The organism is Thermocladium modestius, from assembly GCF_055398215.1.
On the sequence record NZ_AP043731.1, the window covers coordinates 448,033 to 467,793 of the forward strand.

17 protein-coding genes are annotated in these 19,761 nt (G+C 45.9%); 11 read left to right on the top strand and 6 right to left on the bottom strand.

Features of this window, described 5'->3' with window-relative positions:
* Positions 1-488: 488 nt before the first annotated feature.
* Positions 489-1,904 carry a phosphohexomutase domain-containing protein gene (locus ACZ5ZS_RS02225; protein WP_188596261.1) on the top strand — a complete coding sequence of 472 codons (1,416 nt, stop codon included), beginning with the start codon at positions 489-491 and terminating at the stop codon, positions 1,902-1,904.
* Here the strand turns inward: ACZ5ZS_RS02225 and ACZ5ZS_RS02230 are convergent, their stop codons facing one another.
* Positions 1,905-2,234 carry a hypothetical protein gene (locus ACZ5ZS_RS02230; protein ID WP_075058975.1) on the bottom strand — a complete coding sequence of 110 codons (330 nt, stop codon included), beginning with the start codon at positions 2,232-2,234 and terminating at the stop codon, positions 1,905-1,907. It abuts the gene before it with no gap.
* Positions 2,235-2,462: 228 nt separating this feature from the next.
* Here ACZ5ZS_RS02230 and ACZ5ZS_RS02235 point away from each other — a divergent pair, with 228 nt between their 5' ends.
* Together ACZ5ZS_RS02235 and ACZ5ZS_RS02240 are read left to right on the top strand one after the other, a co-directional pair.
* Complete coding sequence (locus tag ACZ5ZS_RS02235) at positions 2,463-3,203, top strand: ABC transporter ATP-binding protein (protein WP_188596262.1); 741 nt, start codon at positions 2,463-2,465, stop codon at positions 3,201-3,203.
* Positions 3,204-3,428: 225 nt separating this feature from the next.
* The gene (locus ACZ5ZS_RS02240; protein ID WP_188596263.1) at positions 3,429-4,901 is read left to right on the top strand and encodes a hypothetical protein; all 1,473 of its coding nucleotides are present in this window, start codon (positions 3,429-3,431) and stop codon (positions 4,899-4,901) included.
* Here the strand turns inward: ACZ5ZS_RS02240 and ACZ5ZS_RS02245 are convergent.
* The 5 genes from ACZ5ZS_RS02245 to ACZ5ZS_RS02265 form a co-directional block, all read right to left on the bottom strand.
* On the bottom strand, positions 4,858-5,670 hold the full coding sequence (locus tag ACZ5ZS_RS02245) for a hypothetical protein (RefSeq protein ID WP_188596264.1): 813 nt from the start codon (positions 5,668-5,670) through the stop codon (positions 4,858-4,860). The genes ACZ5ZS_RS02240 and ACZ5ZS_RS02245 overlap by 44 nt on opposite strands.
* Positions 5,671-5,830: 160 nt before the next feature.
* Positions 5,831-7,744 (bottom strand): 4Fe-4S binding protein, encoded by a 1,914-nt coding sequence (locus tag ACZ5ZS_RS02250; protein ID WP_188596265.1) that lies wholly within the window; start codon positions 7,742-7,744, stop codon positions 5,831-5,833.
* Positions 7,741-9,240, bottom strand: coding sequence for a cytochrome b (locus ACZ5ZS_RS02255; protein ID WP_188596266.1), 1,500 nt, complete (start codon positions 9,238-9,240; stop codon positions 7,741-7,743). Before ACZ5ZS_RS02255 ends, ACZ5ZS_RS02250 begins: the two co-directional genes overlap by 4 nt.
* 6 nt (positions 9,241-9,246) lie before the next feature.
* Positions 9,247-10,038, bottom strand: a complete 792-nt coding sequence (locus ACZ5ZS_RS02260; RefSeq protein WP_188596267.1) for a Rieske 2Fe-2S domain-containing protein — start codon at positions 10,036-10,038, stop codon at positions 9,247-9,249.
* A complete protein-coding gene (locus tag ACZ5ZS_RS02265; protein WP_188596268.1) occupies positions 10,031-11,575 on the bottom strand; it encodes a cbb3-type cytochrome c oxidase subunit I in 1,545 nt (514 codons plus the stop codon). Before ACZ5ZS_RS02265 ends, ACZ5ZS_RS02260 begins: the two co-directional genes overlap by 8 nt.
* 157 nt (positions 11,576-11,732) lie before the next feature.
* Between ACZ5ZS_RS02265 and ACZ5ZS_RS02270 the strand changes: the two genes are divergently transcribed.
* The 8 genes from ACZ5ZS_RS02270 to ACZ5ZS_RS02305 all read left to right on the top strand — a co-directional run bounded on the left by ACZ5ZS_RS02270 (position 11,733) and on the right by ACZ5ZS_RS02305 (position 19,728).
* Positions 11,733-12,449, top strand: a complete 717-nt coding sequence (locus ACZ5ZS_RS02270; protein WP_188596269.1) for a cupredoxin domain-containing protein — start codon at positions 11,733-11,735, stop codon at positions 12,447-12,449.
* Positions 12,450-12,647: 198 nt separating this feature from the next.
* The gene (locus ACZ5ZS_RS02275) at positions 12,648-13,367 is read left to right on the top strand and encodes a sulfocyanin-like copper-binding protein (RefSeq protein ID WP_188596270.1); all 720 of its coding nucleotides are present in this window, start codon (positions 12,648-12,650) and stop codon (positions 13,365-13,367) included.
* A gap of 4 nt (positions 13,368-13,371) precedes the next feature.
* Positions 13,372-14,421 carry a hypothetical protein gene (locus tag ACZ5ZS_RS02280; protein WP_188596271.1) on the top strand — a complete coding sequence of 350 codons (1,050 nt, stop codon included), beginning with the start codon at positions 13,372-13,374 and terminating at the stop codon, positions 14,419-14,421.
* A 365-nt stretch (positions 14,422-14,786) separates the two neighbouring features.
* Positions 14,787-15,170 carry an NADH-quinone oxidoreductase subunit A gene (ndhC, locus tag ACZ5ZS_RS02285; RefSeq protein ID WP_188596272.1) on the top strand — a complete coding sequence of 128 codons (384 nt, stop codon included), beginning with the start codon at positions 14,787-14,789 and terminating at the stop codon, positions 15,168-15,170.
* Positions 15,171-15,176: 6 nt separating this feature from the next.
* A complete protein-coding gene (nuoB, locus tag ACZ5ZS_RS02290; protein WP_188596273.1) occupies positions 15,177-16,274 on the top strand; it encodes an NADH-quinone oxidoreductase subunit NuoB in 1,098 nt (365 codons plus the stop codon).
* A 5-nt stretch (positions 16,275-16,279) separates the two neighbouring features.
* A complete protein-coding gene (locus tag ACZ5ZS_RS02295) occupies positions 16,280-17,545 on the top strand; it encodes an NADH-quinone oxidoreductase subunit D (protein WP_188596274.1) in 1,266 nt (421 codons plus the stop codon).
* 151 nt (positions 17,546-17,696) lie between these two features.
* On the top strand, positions 17,697-18,299 hold the full coding sequence (locus tag ACZ5ZS_RS02300; protein WP_188596275.1) for an METTL5 family protein: 603 nt from the start codon (positions 17,697-17,699) through the stop codon (positions 18,297-18,299).
* A gap of 25 nt (positions 18,300-18,324) precedes the next feature.
* Entirely contained in the window at positions 18,325-19,728 is a 1,404-nt protein-coding gene (locus ACZ5ZS_RS02305) for a glycosyltransferase family 2 protein (protein WP_188596276.1), read from the top strand.
* The last annotated feature ends 33 nt before the right edge of the window (positions 19,729-19,761 follow it).

The window sequence follows — 19,761 nt, forward strand, 5'->3', positions numbered from 1 at the left end:
TTTTTCTATTACTAAAGCGGTTTACTTATTTAGCATTTATTGTGTCTTAGCAACGGCTTTGGTTATCATTTATACTGACCATAGGTCTGCTCAATTTGATGGTGTTTTTCTACGATAGTTATAGCAGAAAAACACGGTTATAGGTTGTATATTAATTAATAGGATCCTCAATAAAAATGGGAAAAAGAGTTTTTTCTCACTTAAAAATAAGTAAAAATAGTTATCGATACATTTAATATGAGGAGATCCCACTCTATAGTTGGGTGATTTGGGTGGCGAAGAAGAAGAAGGAGGAAGGGACTCAGGAGAAAAAGAAACAGTAAGTCAAGGTAAAATTAAGGTAAAATAAAATAAGGTATTTTTATCTTTCATGTTTTCCTTTATGAACGTTAATTCAAAAATGGCTGCTTTAAGTAGATGGTAATTCTATTAGGACTTCTCGTCCTTTTCTGGAAAATATTTAATTTCTCCAGCGTTTCGTCATAGTCGTGAACGTAAGATTTGGCACGGATGGTGTTAGGGGAATAATAGATTCTACATTTAATGAATTGGTGGTGGCCACCATAGTTGAGGCTGCGTTGCGGCATTGGAGTAGGCAGTATGGAGCGACTCGCTTGTTGGTGGGATACGATACCAGGCGTAAATCGAAGGAGTACGCCGAGGTAGCCGCGGTGATAGCTGCTAGTCATGGATTTGATGCGTTGGTGGTGGACTCGCCCACCCCCACCCCCACCGTTGCTTGGGCTGTTAAATCGATGGGCTTTCACCTAGGCTTTCAAATAACTGCCAGCCATAATCCGCCTCAATATAACGGCATCAAGATAATAACTATGGCCGGTTCCTCAGCTTTTCCCAATGACACTGATGAGGTAGAGAAGATAATACGTGACGAGGGGGATGATATAATTAAGTCGATAAGGGATGTGCCTAGCAAATCAATGCCTACCGTATCGTTAAAGGATCCATATATTGATTACATTCTATCATGGCTTGAAAGCAGGGTTGACATCAATAAATCCCTCAACGTAATAGTGGATCCAATGCATGGGGCAGCTGTTGGATATACATCCAAGATACTGGAATCCCTGGGCATGAGGGTAAAGGAGATACATGGCTTTCACGATTCGTCTTTTGGAGGCTTAGAGCCGGAGCCTGAGGAGAGGAACTTGGGTGAGATGATAAATGCAGTGGCAAGTGGTGATTTTGACTTAGGCATCGCCCATGATGGTGATGCAGATAGATTGGCAGTTGCTGTGAAGGGGCTTGGTTTTCTCGGTGCAAATAGAATCATACCGATCATGATTAACAAGTTGAACGATTTAGGATTAATAAGGAGGGGATTAGGAAGGACTGTTGCCACAACTCACTTGGTAGATTGCTTAGCGTCCCGGTTTGGGGTTCCGCTCTATGAGACACCAGTTGGAATAAAATACATATCTGAGCTAATAATAGATGGAAAAATAGATATTGGAGGAGAAGAGAGCGGTGGTTTGGCGTATTCGTGGCATGTACCCGAGAAAGATGGGATATACAGTGGTTCTTTGTTTGCATCGTTGATAGATGGCAATGCAAGCGTGGAGTTGGATAGGATCACCTCGATATGCGGGACCATGTATTCGTCCAGGATAGATATGGCTATGCAGAACTCAAAGGAATTCGTTGCATCAAATGGAGATGCCATCATTGATTCACTGTCTAGTCTCGGCGAGGTAAGCAAGGTAGTTAGAATGGATGGGATAAAGGTGATTTACGCGGATGGAAGTTGGTTATTGATCAGGGGAAGCGGAACCGAGCCGAAGCTGAGGATATACGCGGAGACCAAGAGCCGCGAATCAACGGAGGAACTGCTCAAACGGGCAATCTCCATTATATCAAAGCTGGGTTCTGTGAAGGGGATCAAATAATTACTTGTAATTGACAGCGGATTGCATGAATAATACATTGAATTTATCTCTTCTCTTTATTGTTGCAAATGTGAATATGTGCTCCACGTTAGGCATGTTACCCATAGCGACCGCTCTCACGTACTTGACCGCGTTAGGTTCATTTGTTTGATTTCCATCTAAATCCAGCATGCGTATATCCTTCACCTCCAATCCGGCTCCCCTCAGCTTCTCGGAGACGCAATTGATTATATCCGTGAATTCCAGCCCGGAGCAATCCTTCATGAATTCCATCATTACCTCTGAATGTATCTTCTGTATTGCCTTGCTTACCTCATCTCCTGCATCCATTGGAGCATGGCTATTACATACTATTAAATTTTTCCTATAATTATTTTGATCAAGCTATATCTCGCTTGGGAGACATGGCCTGATGCGAGTAATAAGGCTTTTGATGGCATGCTTAGAATAATAGTCCTTTAGGATTGGCATGGTCTCCATGCTTTGCCCGTAACTCAATGTATTAACACTTGCCTATTTGCTAACGTTTTTAAATAATAAGGCATTATCCCGAACGAAATGGATGGTTTGAGCGTTGATGGATTGAGGGTGTCAATAGGCGGCACATACATAATAAAGGATATATCGTTCAACGTCAAGAGAGGAAGGATAGCCTGCCTTTTGGGCCCAAATGGCGCTGGCAAGACCACGATTATAAAATCGATAATGGGATTAATGCCTTTCAGCGGTGTTATTAAAATAGATGGGGTACCAATGGATCCCGGCAGTAATGAATTCAAGAAAATAGTAGGATACGTTCCTGAGTCTCCTCTATTATTTGACTCGTTGACTGTTGAAGAGACAATTCAATTCATTTCGTCGGTAAGAGGCTTGGGCTCTGAGCATAGCGACTGGATTAAGTGGTTATTGAATGCTTTTGGATTAGATGCGCAGGCACGTAAATTGATTTCATCGTTATCAATAGGTACTAGGCAAAAGATTTCCATAGTAACGGCATTGATGCATAGGCCTGAAGTTCTGTTATTGGATGAGCCTTTCAATTGGTTGGATATAGCCTCCATCGTTATATTGCGGGAATTATTAAATAAATACAAGGATAATGGAAGGTCCATTCTGATGGCTACTCACATGTTAGACGTGGCCGAGAGATTATGCAGCGAGGTGATTCTAATCAATAATGGCGCAGTGCTTAATATAGTGGATTCCTCAGAATTAAGCAAGGATAAACTGGAGAAATTAGTTCTGGAGGAGACTGAAATGGATAAATACGTTAAGGCAGTCCTAAGCGGAAATCAATAACTTAAGCCTTTTGATGAGTCCCGCAAAATGGCGGTGATTGTTGACTATAAGTTCACGTAGGTTCGCCGCTGGAACATTTATTTATGCCGTGATTCTATGCGGGAAATCACGGGAAAACTGGGCATAAGAGAATTAATGTATAGGGAATTGTTATTTCAGGGTGTTGTAGGCTCTAGACTTCATGGGTTGCCAACCATTATTGAAGGCAGCGCATTGAGGAGGGTGATGAAGATATCCTATATCCAGAAGGCCTTCATATCGCTTTTCATAATATTCATGTATGTAGTGGATGTTGCGCTGATAAAGCTATCGGCCACGTTCGTGAAGGGATTGGGATCCACCGCCTCAATGCCGGGGCAATCCATTGCCCATATAGTAGGTCAGTTAAATCCAGTGGCCCTCTCCGCTTCATATCCATTGACTGTGTTCTCGTATACGTTCTCCATTCTCTTAATAGACACTCTTCAATTGCTATATTCCATTAGAGGTACATATTTGATGGATTTCTTCTTGGTGCTTCCCATCGATAGAGAGTCAATTCAACGTGGCCTGATAGGATCTACCTTGAGGGTAATGGATGCGCCGCTCGCCGCCAATGTTGTGGTCGGTATTGCATTATCATTCTTTTTATCTCCTTTATCGCCATTGATAACTGCAGCTGCAATAATCTATGCATTTGCGTGTTTCTCAATAATGATGATGGTGCTGACCAAGGGCTCATCTTCCATGATGCAGATGATGCTTGTCTCGGCGGTGATGATAGCCTTCTTAATGATAGGCAGCTTCCTTCCTCTTATAATGATGGAATACTCCACATCCACTGCGATCTTCACATCAGTTGAGCTGCCATTGTCCTTGATTAGATATGTCCCAATAATAAACTTAGTGTCGGCTGAGTTATCTCCAGCTTCCCCTGTTATAGCATCGGTCGTGCTATACTCAGCAGCAGCCCTTGCAATCATATCATTGCTGGCGAGGATAGATTATAGATCGCTGTTCATGGAGGGAGGTTTGGCTTCGCGCGTTGGTTCTATTAGGTTAAGGAAGAGAAATTTGGTTGTTTCCATGATATTAAAGGAACTGAAGGCAATATATAGATCCAGCAGATTGTTGATGATGACTATGGTTCCTATAGCCTATGGTATCATATCCCTGATAATGGTGCTAATAGTTCCATATAAATACCTTAGTCCTAGGCTTGTGTTGATAAGCATCATGCCGTTTGAATTGATGATGAGCATAGTCACCGTGATGATTGTTTATCTATCCTATATGGTGGACCTGGGAGGGTATTACTTGCTCAAGATGCTGCCGTTAGGCAGGAAGAAGATATTGGAATCAAAGGTGTTATTATCATTTATCCTATACTTAGCATTTTCCTCACCGTTGCTGTTAGTGCTTGGAATAAATGCATTGTTGAATCTACTTCCAATAATGATATTGGAGGTTATGCCCATAATGGTGGGGGTTGGATTGCTGGATACCACAATAAATTCGTTTATGAAGCAGATAACCATGGGTACGCTGCCATTATTCATGATAATATTGATAGGGTTAGCCGTTTTAGTGGCGGTCTTGCCGTTAATTTCAGCCGCGGTGTTATTCTACGTATCCAGCGAGCGGGCTGCATTAATGGGCATGGGCGTCTTATCCCTCATTGAGCTAGCCGTCGTACTGATAGTGAATATATTGGAATGAAATGGTCTATTATTGGAAGCAATTGATCGGTGAACCTATTTATGACTGTGACTATGAACCTATCCCCATCTTGCTCAAACGGTATTCCATGAACGCTCAACAGTCTGCTTAATGACTTTAGATCGCCCTCCGCAGTCACCTCTGCCTTATAGGGAGTAAATGCCTCTCCTTCTAGCGCGACCTTCAATGTATCGTGTATATGCCTGGCCAACCTATACGCTACATCATATGGAGGTAAGCCTTGTGGGAGCGTCATTAAATGCACATTAAATCCCTCCATTAGAAAATGCGCATGGGGCTTGTACATCTCATCCCCCTCCTCGTTTAGGGTCACTATTAATGTGAGCTTCGGTTTTAGTCTCCACATAAGCTCATGTATGTAGGAGGAGTACTTGGAATTCAGCAATAGGAAGTCGTTGAATACATCTATTCCATCCTCATCCAATCGTCCCCTATCCATTGTTATGTCGGAGAACGCCCCACCATTTGCATATGGTACATATACAGCGTCATCTACATGAGGAAACAATTGCCTCTTTATGTTGGTGGGGCAAGACGATGATGCCATTAACGTCAAGGAATTCGATATTAAATATTCATTGAAATTAAACCCGCTCATTATCATTATCTCCGGTTCCCTGCCCGTCCTTATCACTGGGGTGATTGAATCATCGACATTACATCCAACAGTTTTCAAAAATGATGATGCGTAGGATAGATTAACGGGTCTCGTCTGTAGAGCTATCATTGGATTGGCAGGTATGCTCATTAAATCACGCAAGCATCTGCCTTTTTAAATCCAACACCTCCAGTTTAAGGGGAGTCCTAGCACTTCAATAATTTAATATTAATTATTGATTAACGATAACTTCATTATTAATGAGTGATGCACCAAGCATTATGGAAATATCTGCGTATTTGAGCGGGACCTAGGTAGAACTCGTGCTTTTCAACATGGGAAGGCGAAGTCGCAACGAACGCCTAACGTCCCACATCTCTATGTTATCGTAGGGACAAGCCTCTACGCACTCGCCGACGCCCACACAAGTAATGCTCTTATAATACCCCTTGGCTATGAAGCTGCCAGGCATGCTTGAGTTACCCGTGGGACATGCTCTAATGCAGTCCTTGCTTTTACATGATATGCATGCATTGGGGTTCCTCGCCACCAACTTGAAAAAGCCGAGCCTGCCTATCAATTGATTGAACGCTCCCCAATGACACCATCCATACGTGACGCAATTATAAGTGCCCAGCAACGGCGATAATGCGAACATCACATACCAAATAACTCCAAAGGAGATCAAGTAAAGCAACACCAATGGATCGACTCCCCATGCGGTCACGTTTAAGTACTTTGTTTGGTCCATGTAAGAGATTACAGCCAGCGCTATTAGAAGAGGCATTATTGATGTAATCAATGCATCATGTATCTTACGTATAACTCCCCGCGGTACTTGGCGATTTCCAGCATTGAATCGTATTTGTTTGAGATCATCATAGAATGTGCCTTGCCACATATAAGCTGCGGAACACGTTAGGGAACAGACCTGTCTTGATCCGAAAAGGAATGACAGGATGCCATTTATGGCATAGGTGCCCAACACAGCTATTAAAAGCGAGGGAGCAAGGGGTCCAGCAGTGCCAAGACCCATGCTCCAATCCAAATAAGGATATTTTACCAACCCAGTTGGGAGGAAACTTGGAATATAAATGCTATAGAGTACATAGGCCATCATCATCATGATCATCCTTACCTTATTCTCTAGATTACGCGATTCACTCATCTTTGCAGCAACTAACCATCCCATTTCTATCCCCATCATAATTAAGAAACCCGGGCTCAAGGATAATGACGAAATGAACTCTATTGAACCGATCACGCTAATGGGGTTAAGCAATGACTTGAGCTGGATTACGTCAAGCCATCCTGCTTCCATTGAAATCACTCCACCCATGGCCGCCTCAGCTACAAATATAGCTGAAAGGGATAATGCCAAGATAACGGGCTTTGTCAGCCATGAAGTTCGCCCACCCATTAAATCATCGTTGAGGTACACCACGAAGTACCAAGCCATGTCCACAAGCACGGCTGCTCCGTAGGAGATCCATGGAATGAATCCAATATATGCAAGTAATTGAACCAGCATCATAATTGCCATAACTATGCTTGCGCCTACGAATACATGTATGTCATGATCATGGATGACCTTGTGCCTATGAAGATAATCCAGCATGATAATTATTGTAATGGTCATTATGATGGCGGAAGCAGAGAGCGAGAGCTCGAACCAATAGCTCCCCATCATTATGGGGTTAAACAACATATTGATTATCCATAGAGGAGCTATTTTGCTCAATAATCCTCCATTTCTCTTATTTAATGCATAGCTTATGCCCGCCTCCACGGTCATGGGCACTATGAACCAAGGACTATTGAGGGACCTGAGCAATAGATCGTTACTTGCGCCGTTGAAGTATAATGTGTAGGTTATCCCCATCAAGATCTCGCCTATTAATGCCCCAACCGCCACGGCAACAGTGGAAAGCTTACGATCAATTACGCGGTCGCTGCCAGTATTGCCGCTCAGGAATACAAGCCAAGCGATCATGGATACATTAGCTATAAGTATGGCGGTGAATAGATTATCGGTATTGGGACTAGCTAAGTAGTAGGCAGCTGCCCCGAACATTATAGACATTGCCGCCAGGATGTAGAGCAACCATAACAATGATTTTATTGATAATTCCTTAGTTGCCTTGTAGCGCCATATTACGAGAACCACGGCCGCCACCATTCCGGCGGCGCCGCCATAAACGAAGTATATCGACCATGGATTCATTTACTTCGCCCAGGCTTGGGCGGGTATGCTATATACCTATATAGTGCTATTATTTCGCCGAATACAACCAAACCGGCTCCAACCAATACTCCTATCATGGGCTCGAACGAACCATCAGGCAATACTTTCCACAGTGCGGCGGTTATTATGACCTCCACTGCCACTAAGAAAGCTAGAACCAGGGTAGCGTATGCCCGCTTCACAGCGATTTCCCTCAGCGTAGGTTGCTTCATGTTGCCGGGCTTAGGTCCTTTCCACGTTGCATATACGAACGCCATTCCTGCCAATATTATTGCTGTGGGAATTAGCGTCACCTCGGCCACCCTGATGGGCGGTATGGGAAGTCCAGGCGTCAAGGCTCCCCAAATAGCATATATTATCAACCATACCGTTATCAGCCATATTATTATAACCGTGTGAACCATCCTATCCAACGGGTGCAATTTATCGCTGCGGTCCAAGAAGGGCAATAACAATAGGTATAGCAGCGGTATTATTCCTCCCACCGTTACTGCTATGAATGGTCCGGAGCCGCCTTGGAATAGTGGTAATTGAAAATCAACTATTTTATAAACATTCAAGAAGAACCACAATGGGTAAGGCGGTATGCTGGCCGCGGCTGCACTGGTAGGAGATGGTCCTGGTAATGGAGATAGCAAAATGGGTATGGAGCCTTGCGGGAGCATCAAGAGTATGGACGGTATTATCAATATGAACCCCCAGACCCAGAAGAGTATTGCAGCAGTGTAAAGGAAGTTGTTGGGCCACCACTTTGGCGCTTCCTTTCTATCCAATTCGGCCGGCGATTTATAATTAAATAGCTTGGGACTAGGCATGACTCCATTCTGCTCAGCCAATCCCAAGTGCAGTGCAAATAATAACGCCACCAATGCGGCAAGCGTTATGTGCCATGCCAATACCCTGGTGAATTGAGCGGTCTCTCCTCCGGGCCCGAAGAATATATTGAGCAGCAAGCTTCCCAGCGGCGCGCCTTGAAGGAGGCCCTTCGCTACGTCAGCGCCATCCACTGACAAGGTATCTCCTACCAAGGAGTACCCGAAGAATGCTGTGCCGAGAACGGCAGCGCCCATGATAACCCCGAGCACCCATTGGAGCTCCCTGGGCTTCTTATAGGCGCCCACGAAGTAATTCCTGAATAGATGGACGAATGCCAAGAATATCATGGCATAAGCCCCATATAAGTGTGATGCCAGCAATATCTTGCCGAAGGCCACATTATTAACTATGTATTCTGTTGATGAATATGCATTGCCGGGCTCATAATACATCAATAATAACAATCCGCTTATCACTTGCCAGAAAAATGCGGCAGCAGTCATTCCCCCCGTCCAGTAGCCAAGCTTGAACATGTAATCCGGCGTTCCCACCAGCGGTAGCTCGCTTAATTTAGCCCGCTCATCCAGCCATGCCCAGAAATCGAAGCTCTTGGCCTTATCAATTGCCTGGCCAACTTTCTTTCTTATGTTGACCTCCATTCCTCATCACCCGCATTGAGACAGCTTTCCTAGGTTATTTACAACTGCTTGGGTTACTGGGGAGCCTCCTTGTAAGTCACCCATCGGGTTGTTTACTACGGAATCGGTCGGATTCCCGAAGCCAGGGTGTCCATATATCACTGGACCAACCATCTTCTCCGCATATAATTCATCAGTGCTTGGATCGTATTTGAGCGATACGTAGGGCAATGGTCTAACGGTTGGGCCCGTCACCACCGCACCGCCCTTGGCCGGGTCATATGTGCTTCCATGGCATAAGCAATGGATTACTCCCTTAAGGGATCCAGCGCTGGTCTGGGCTGGTTGGCATGAGGGTATATTGGGGTAGAAGGATATCAAGGGAGTTTGACAACCTAGATGCTGGCATATACCGCTATATGCCACTATTGAATTATTCGGCCCCACGCCGCCGGGAAAGTCGTATGTAGCTCCGGTTTGAGGCACCGTTACTGTAGTGGGCGGCACGTTCACTGGATTTCCCTGTTGATCGCCTATGTTTATCAACATGTTGGGTTCATTGGATAATGGATAGTTGAACACATATAGGTAAGACGTATTTGGAGGTATGCTGCTTGCCTTTATTGGGTTGCCGCTGGGATCCAACAACTTCAACGTGGGAAAGCTTGTCAAGCCGCTCACCGGCGGTATTATCTCCTCTATTATGGGCGGCACCGCGCTAATTATCATGGCGGCGCCGGCCAGCGTTACCAGCGCCTTTAGCGTGCGCCTCCTCACCAAGTCTACCTCCTCCTTCTTCTCTCCTTCTTTCTCAGGCATATTGTTCCACCTCTACTCCGATCTTCTTTATTCTCTTGATTACCAATTCATTGAATAGTTTTAATGCGAATATGCCTTGGCCTATTCCCAATATGGTGGCGAATATTACGCCCAGCAAGTCTAGGTTAGGGACAGGTATGTTGTATACGCTTAACAAATAATGATATGCGTACCTCCTCGGGACGCCCAGCAATCCTTCTGCCATCCATACATTGACGAAGCCGTAACCTCCTATTAAGCTCATCCAGAAATGCACCTTGCTCCATTTATCGTATAGGTTAACTCCTTGATATATTCGGGGCACTATATAATAGATCATTGCTATTGCAGTCATTGCGACCACCATTAAGGCAAACAGGTGGAAGTGGCCGACTATCCAGAGGGTATTATGTAGGTATAGGTTCCATCCTATCATGGCTTGAGCTATTCCGCTGAATCCCCCCTCTAGCCATGCAAATATCCCCATATAGGTGAAAAGCATTGGGGGATCCCATTTTATCCCGCCCTTCCAAGTCATTGATAGCAGGGAATAGATGGATACCGCGGATACTATTGAGATGCCCATTGTGGAGAGTTGGGCAAGGAAGTTCACCGGCAGCGGCTGAAACGGGTATAGGTATAAGTGATGACCCCATACCAGTAGATTGGTTAGTGCAGCTAGGACCCATATGCCCCCCGTCGTTGCATAGCCCACCCACTTTCTATTAGAGTATGATTGGAAAACGAGATACATGCCTGCCACTGCCGGGAATAGCAATTGATACACTATTGGATGGCCGAAGTACCAGAACATATTGTCTGCAAGGCCAACGTTTAATCCAAAGTTTTGATCGATAGTGGATCCTATGAACATCACTACCAACAGCGCTGCCAACGGAATAGTGGCTATCAACATATCCAATGCGTCCGCTACTAATGGGAAGATCGATACATCGAACTTATCTGTGCTCTTCATCACACCATCAAAGCCAAGCCCCCTGACTATAGCGCTTAATGAATTCTTTATGCCTCTGCCGCCTCGCCGGGCCACCACAATTAATACCTCAATTGTATATAGTATTATTCCCAGTCCAATTAATAATTCTCCGAGCGAAAACGTGGCAACTCCCCATAGAGTCCATTGATCTTGCGCAGCATATAAGGGGAGGGGATAAAGGAAGTACCAACCAGCGGCAAATTCCCCATATAAACCGCTTATGCCAACCAGCGCAAATCCCATCACAAGCACCCAGAAAATTGCGTCGACTAGCTTGTAATCCAGGTCCACGTGAAGAACCTTCACCAAGACATACCAAGTAACGCCCATCATGCCGAAGGTCCCCAGTCCTATGAACATGAATTGACCATGCATTGTCATCAATATATAGAAGGGAGATGTACCTATGCTAATCAAATCGGCTTGCTGGGATCTCATGGTTAACCCCATCAATCCCCCTGCAAGGAATATGCCAAACCAAGTAAAAAGATACTTGAGAGCAATACGGCCAGCCTTTTTCTCCAAGGAATCGTAGGACTCGCTTCTCAGGGCCATATCCATGCTTTTAATATGGTTTAAATAAGCTATAACCGGTTGTTATTTATTTGTAATTTTAAACGAATATTTTTTATATCATTTTTAAAAATAATTTGTTTGAGTTAATTATCTATGAACATATACCCTCCATTTATAAAGATCGGTAATAACAATGATGGTTATGGCCATACCATATGCAGCAAATATAGGGTTGGGCCCTCTTACTTTGGCTGACATATTCACAATTTTATTGATAATAAGTGCGGGTATATTGATATGGGTGGCCACGAGGGCCAAGCATAATATGGACGATTCATCTCAAGATCGCTATAGGCATAAAATGGAACGATTTGAAAAATATTGGATATTAGTTGCGATAGTATCAATAATAATATTAAATATTGCATTGGTGGGCACGACGCCGCAGACCGTGACCGCCAATACGCTTAACTCGCTCGGAGTATCCAATCTACAGACTCAATGTCCATATGCAGCCCCGGGCCATTATGCCGCGGCTTGTAACAACGTAATACAGCAAGATGTTAACGAGTTATTGCCTCTCCAGAATCAAGGCAAGATAAAAATAGTGGTGGTATATGCTGGTCAATGGTATTGGGATTTCTATACCGTGGCATCTAACGGAACATTAATGGCTGCCAAGAATCTAACCGTGTCTCCGAATGTTCCTATAGTTTTCTTGTTAACGTCAGTTGACGTAAATCATGACTTCGGTCTATATAGCCCTGATGGAACGCTTGAATTTCAGACACAAGTTAGTCCAGATTACGTCTCTGTCTTCGTTTATCAATTCTCTCACGTAGGTCCTCGCTTGGTTAGGTGCCTAGAGTACTGCGGCCCTGGTCATTGGACCATGATGGCAGAAATATATATAGAATGAACAATTATTGAATGAGTAGAATTATAAAAGGAAGACAAGCCTCGCCAATTAAGGCGGGGCATCAATTTGGCTTTACATTTGTTTCGTTGATAGCTAACAATGTTAATGATGCTTTGAGGGGATCGAAGTTAATATCGCTTATTCATATTGTTTGACTAGCGATGGATAGTTTATAAAGCATCCGCATCGTTTGCCATGATGGATAGGCACCTCGTCTACGTAACTATGGTTGTGATTGTAGCTCTAATAGCCGGGATCGGCACATTGATATACCTATATCCTCCCCGCAGTCAAGTAACACCATCTACCTCCTCTAATTCCACCCAAGTCGTTAACTCCACATCTACTCAAGCAGTCAATTCTACATCAAGCGCATCCACTTCAACGCAGTCCCCCATTGAGTTGCTCAGCTCGCTTAGCGGTGCATTCACGGTGAACTCGGCGGAATTAGAGTCATTGGTGTCCTATAGACCGTCAGGGATCTCCATAAATAAATCGGCTGATATTATTACTTTCACAAACAAGACCGTCTACTTAATTATTTTGGCCGGTCCTCCAAATAATATATTAACATTTCAATTATTTAATTTAACCAATCCCACAATAGAGGTGCCGTTGGACTCCACAGTGATAATAGCTGTGATAGATGACGGTTATCTCAACCATAGTTTCGGCATCACATCCACTCCACCACCGTACCCAGCCTCCGTGTCGCCCAACCAGGATCAACCAGCCTTTCCAGGCTCCGAAATGCCGCCCACCCTACTTATAAACGGCCTATCCCCTGCATCGTCCAATACCTACAGCGGCTATTTGCTGAAATTCAACGCAACTAAACCAGGTACCTATTGGTATCTGTGCTTTGTTCCAGGGCATGCATCATCGGGCATGTATGGAAAGTTCGTAGTATATGGCTGATCCAATGAATTCCGAGGAATATGCAGCAATAGCCATTATAATCATTATGCCCATAATATCGTATATGTATGGCAAGGTATTGGATAGAAAGGATTGTAGGTTCATATTGGCATCCCTTGCCTCAATGCTTCCAGTCACACTTATCCCAGTCAATCCATTAATTGCCATAGCGTCTTCCCCTGTAATTCTAATTGCATTGTATGCAGGTAGGTGCGGGGAGTGGTTGAAGGCCATAGGCATAATAGCGGGTGAAATAGTAATGGGAATAATATACTTGGAGACTATATTTGGCAACCTTCCCAACCTCCTCATAATAGTTCCACAGATACAGCTGGGATTCTTCTATTCTAATAATGCAATTGCGAATGCAATCGGGGTGGCCAGCGAATCCGTTAATTCTCTATTATTTCCATTGATGTACTTGATATCCTTGGTGCCTCTCGTGGGAAATAAGAAATGGAGAGTTCAATTCACGGGCATCTTCCTCACATTGTTGTTGAATGCAGGAACGTGGGTGGACCTACCCACGCTTCCACTCATAGCTCCTACGCTTCCGCTTGTGGCAGCCATTAGCGGCAGCAATGCGGGAGTAACCATAGGATATCTAATAACCTATATGAGGGAGGCGTCAGTTATGATAAACTATCTAGCATCAACGGCATTGGCTATCTTCATTTCCTGGAAAATCGCGAAGAGAGAGATGCTAAAGAGGGACTTGCTTTTATTGGCAATGATTATTCTAAGTGCGACGGCTAATTTATTGTATTCCATTTATTTATCCATGTTATTCTTCTTTTTGTTCAGTGCCTGTATGTCCGCACTTCTATTAAGCGGGGCGATCCGCGATTTCCTTGACGGCTCCATAAAGGTGAGTGCTTGGTTGCTTCCGGCGGTTTATGTGATGTCCTTCCTGGCATTCACCATGAGTTTTATGGAGGCCAGCAATCCTGCCTGGTCCTTAATAGTTGTCTTCGCTCATGCATTGGCGTCCCCTATATTTAGTATACCGGTCATAATCTCGATGTTGCCGTTTTTAGCGAGCAAAAATAGATAAGCCGAGATGTTTAAGCGGCTTTATGGTCGTGAGCCATTAGTGGCAATGATAGGAGTGATATAGGAAAGGTAGGTCTCGTCTTTTGGGGTGGGGTGGGTTTTTAGGGGCTTGCCCCGCTTCTCCTTCGCTCCTCCCCTGGTCAGCTCTTGAAGGGTGGGGCTGATCTTCCCCACAATTCCAAGGGAGGAGGCGGAGTAGCCCCAAGGGGGCAATCCAGACCCCGGGAACCCCCGCCCCTCAAGGCGGGGAGGAGACCAGTCGGCTTGTCTGCCGGTTTTTACTTCTGCCTTTATTTTTCAATTGTTATTTCCACTATGGATAGGAGGTCTAGTTATGCTTATAAATATAGTTTCTACAACCCAGTTATGTCAGCTGTGGGTTCCATTGTGGCGGTGGTGTTTCTCTTGGCCATAGGATTGTTAACTGATGGCGTGGTACTCCTTTTAAGGAGGATCTTCGGGAAAAGGAAGGAAAGTCCGGTTAAGACCATGAGATTCGAGGCGGGTAACATACCTGTGGGCGAAGCCAAGAGCATGTTGCCGATGCAATACATTGGATTTTTGATAATGTTTCTATCGGTGGAGCCAGTAATAGGATTGTTGTTGACGTTATCATTTTACCCCGCTCTACCATTAATGTATTTCCTAGCCGTGTCGTTGATAACGATGTTGCCCGCCATATACGTTGCTTACCGGGATGCCACCGAGCTAGCTTATTCCCCACAGATTAAAAAAGCGGCGAGGAAGTGATTAACTATGACTAGTAGCGAATTAGTACCAAAGATAAAGATATCGCTGACCGGCCAAGAGATTCCTCTGCTTCCGGAGAAGATAAGCAGGTGGGGCATAAAGTATTCCATATGGCCCACCCACTTGGTCACCGCTTGCTGCGGGGTCGAGTTCGCCCAGACATCTGCTCCGGGCTATGATGCAGAGAGGTGGGGATTCCTTCCATTTCTAGGGCCACGGCAGACCAATGCTATAGTAATAGAGGGCACGTTATCCTTGAAAATGGCCAAGATAGCAAGGGTGGTTTATGATCAAATGCCCAGCCCCAAGTTCGTGATAGCAATGGGTGCATGCGCAATGGAGGGCGGCGTGTTCTGGAACTCCTATCACGTGGCAAAGGCGGAGGATGTATTGCCCATAGATGCATATGTCATGGGTTGTCCACCAACCCCTGAGGCAGTTATAAGGGCGATAAGGATGGTGCAGGACAAGATAGAGAAGGGAAAGATGACTCCATCCATAGCTCCCAATAAATACGATTCCACGACGCTGCCCAAATCACCAAAGCCCCAAAACCCGCCCTCACCGCCTCATAGAAGGGAGGAGGTTAAGGACATAAATACGTGCAAGCCAGCAGCTAATCTGCAATGGCCTCAGGGAAACGAGTTATCCTCCAAGCTAAAGGATGCTGGCATTAACGCGGTACTGCAGGGAATGAATAGGTTATGTGCCACCACCGATGCCAATAATATAGCGAATGCTGTGGAGTCCGCATTTAAATTGGGATTCGATCACGTTAAGTCGATCAATATCATCGACTTACCTCTTAAGGGAGTTTTTAGGGTGGAGTATGTCTTGGGCTCCTATGAGAAAGGAATGGAGGCGGTCCTTCTAACTATAAACGCGGAGGTCCCGCGGGATAATCCCAAGGTGCCTAGCATAATATCCATCTATCCAGGCGCGGATTACCAGGAACGGGAAATGCATGAATTGTTTGGGGTGTGGTTTGAGGGGAATCCCTGGATGGGCCGCAACTTCATGCTGAGCCCCGACACGCCGATAAAGTACCCGCTCAGGAAGGAACATGAAATACCCTCCCTTGGGAGAGTCATAGTGGAGAGGTGATAAGGATGGAGGAGAAGGAAGTGGCGATAGATGTGAATGCACAGGTTCCTCAAGAGGTCTCATCCCTTTTCCTGCCTGTGCCCAAGGAGGCCGTGGAGGAGGCCTATAGGAATGACGAATACTTGGTGTTAATAGGGCCGGCTCATCCCGGCTCCGGCCACATGAGGATAATATTAAGGTTGAAGGGAGACTACATAGTGGATGCCATTCCGGATCCAGGTTTCGTGCATAGGGCGGTCGAGAAACTAGCCGAGACTAGACTCTACATACACGCCATACCGCTAATAGAGAGACCAACAATAGCGGAGTCCGCCATAATGGACATAGGATATGTGAGATTGATAGAGAAGATGATGGACCTAGACGTGCCTCCACGCGCTTTGTACATAAGAACCATATTGGCCGAGCTCAGCAGGATAGCGGATCACTTCTATGATGCGGGAATATTAGCGGTGTTCCTTGGTCAATCTACCGGCTACATGTGGGCCTTTGGTTTAAGGGAGCTCATAATAGAGGCGTTCGCCAGGATAACTGGGGCCAGGACCACGCTTTCATGGATAATACCGGGCGGCGTGAGGCGGGACGTGGATCAGGACATGTTGAAGTACATATATGATTCCACGTTCTACATAGAGAAGAAAATGGATGAGTTCGGCAGGATATTTGTGAAGAATCCAGCCACCATAGCTAGGATGAAGGATGTTGGGATATTGAGCAGGGATGAGGCAATAAAGTTCGGGGCAGTTGGGCCATTCTTGAGGGCCAGCGGGGTCGAATATGATATTAGGAAGGCAGAGCCATATGAGATATACGAGAAACTGGACTTCGATATACCGGTATCGGATGAGGGCGACTCGTATGCGAGGTTCTTGGTGAGGGTGGAAGAGATAAGGCAAAGCCTGAAGATGATAAGGCAAGCCGTAAAGGACATACCGGAGGGCCCCGTTATAGGAAGTAAGTTGCTGGCCAGGGTTCCTCCTAAGGAGCGAGAGAAGGTCGGCAAGGATATAAGGAATTACTTCTTCAGGACATTGGTGGGGTTGGTGGTGCCGGAGGGCGAGTACACTACGCTCACCGAGGCTGCCAGGGGTACCCTGCTATACACATTGGTAAGCGATGGTAAGTCTAACATGCCCTATAGGTTAAGGATGGTGACTCCATCATGGTACAACTTAAGGCCATTCATGGAAGCGTTGAAGGGGCACAGGTTGATGGACTTGCCAGCAATATACGGCAGCTTCGGCTACTTCCCGCCAGAGGCCGATAGATGAGGGGCTTGGCCGGCATTAAGTCAATGGCCGCCATCTTGGATTTCACCCACTCACCTATTAATGCGTTAAATCGTACCGGCTATTTTTCATTTTCTTCGATTCATGCGTTAAATCATTGCATGTACGTGTATAATCGAGAGGTGGATTCCTAGTGATTAATTCATTGAAGGAGTTGGAGATGAGGGTTCAATCGATTCACGGCTTCAGCAGGCCAAAACTGAGATTGGAGCAATACGTCACTCCGGCCAAGCTGATTGCATCGATAGTATGGCTATCGTTCATAAGGGGGGAGTTGGGCAGGGTGGTCGATATAGGATGCGGTCCGGGTGGTTTTGCCATAGCCTCATCATTGCTGGGATCTCGCTCGATTTGCATAGACGTGGATCTAGATGCAGTTGGGGACTGCGTGGATAATTCCATGGGGCTTGATGTGGATGCGGCAGTCATGGATGCATTATTGCCGGCGATCAGGGATGGGTTTAACGCTACTTGCTTCACTAATCCCCCATTCGGCATTTGGAGCAGGCGGGGAATCGATGTGGAGATGGTCAAGTCATCAATGTCATTTTGCGGCATAATATATTCCATTCATAAGTCAAGCGCGGCGGCCGCGGTAATCAAGAAGACTGGAGGTACTATAGTGGACACCTCCACGCTGCTCATTCCCCACGTATATTCACATCACCGCCGAATTAAGTATTCAGTCGAGGTCGTCGTCATAAGGTCGACTAAGCCCAAAGACCAAGATGCTTAAAAACTGATCATTATGGATTTCTGCAATGATAGTCGCATTGGCGGCCGTGATGGCTATAACGGTGATCCTTTGGCTGCCAACTCTCCTGTTGACCATTAATGAAATGATCTATTATTCGGCTTACTTACACCGGAGACGAGAAGGGGAGCACGTTAATGAAAACCCACTCGGTAGATTATCGGTGATAGTTCCCGTGAAGGGGGAGCCGCTTAGCTTGGTGTCTAGATTGATTGCGTCGTTGGAGAAGGTGGAATGGGACAAGGATGATATGGAGTTACTCATGGTTAGCGATGATGAGGAAGATGAATTCGCCGAGCTGGAAAGGCACGTCGCCTCCATGAAACCCACGTTCAAAGTGAAAATCATCAGAAGGGAAAAGCCGAGCGGGGGGAGAACAGGTGCCTTAAATGAGGGTCTCAAGCACGCCTCCGGGGATTACGTGTTGGTCATCGATGTGGACAGCGAAGTTGATCCCCTATTTCCAAGACGGGCAGCGACATTGGCTAAGGGGGACGTGGCGGCGGTGGTCAGCAGGTGGAGGGGCCGCAATTTTGACACGCTTGTGTCACAGGCAGTCTCCGCGTCCATGGATTTCACCGTGGATTGCTTATGGGGCGGCAGACAAGCCTTGGGTCTCCCCCTTTATGTAATAGGGTCTGGAACGTTATTTCGGGCAGATGTACTGAGGAAGCTAGGGGGGTGGTGCCCGCTTGCGCCTCAGGATGATATGGACATGGGGACCAAGATATTGAGGGCTGGCCTTAAGGTTAAGTTCCTGGAATTGACCACATTGGTGGAAAATCCAAGCACGTATAGCGTGTTCAGGTATCAGCAGTCGAAGTGGGCTTACGGCACAGCCGACGTGTTGAGGAGGAGGTTATGGGATGTGTTGCGTTCGCCCGTGGGTCTCTGGGCTAGGTTGGATTCCGCCGCGTTCCTGATGCAGTACATGGCCATACCCACGCTGTTCTTAGCTATACTAGTGGCCGGTCTGGGAAGTGCTTTGTTGAGGATTGACGTGATGGTTCTCCTATGGCCCTTGGCTGCCATACATATGAGCTTGTTGGTCGTCTCGTCGGCCTTCTATGGGGATTCCCTAAAGAGGCGTGGTTTTGATGGGATCACTGCGATGATATACGCCGGCCGCAGCTCCGCCATAATGGGAGCACTAGCGCCTCACTTGCTTGTGGCCAGCTTTAAGGGCCTTCTTCGTCTTCCCATGCATTGGAGGGTAACGCCTAAGGGAAGGGCCGTCACCATGAAAGGGGCCCCCCTGGAGGTATTTGCGTTATCCATCTTCACTGCAATTCTATTAGTGAACTTAGCTCTTGGAAATTGGTTGACCTCCCTATTCCTATTAATAATGGATCTGCCATATGCGTATGTGATGGCTCGTTTCGCTCATGATATATTAGCAAGAAATAGATGATGGGCCTTGCCATTTCAGGGATGAGTTGAGATT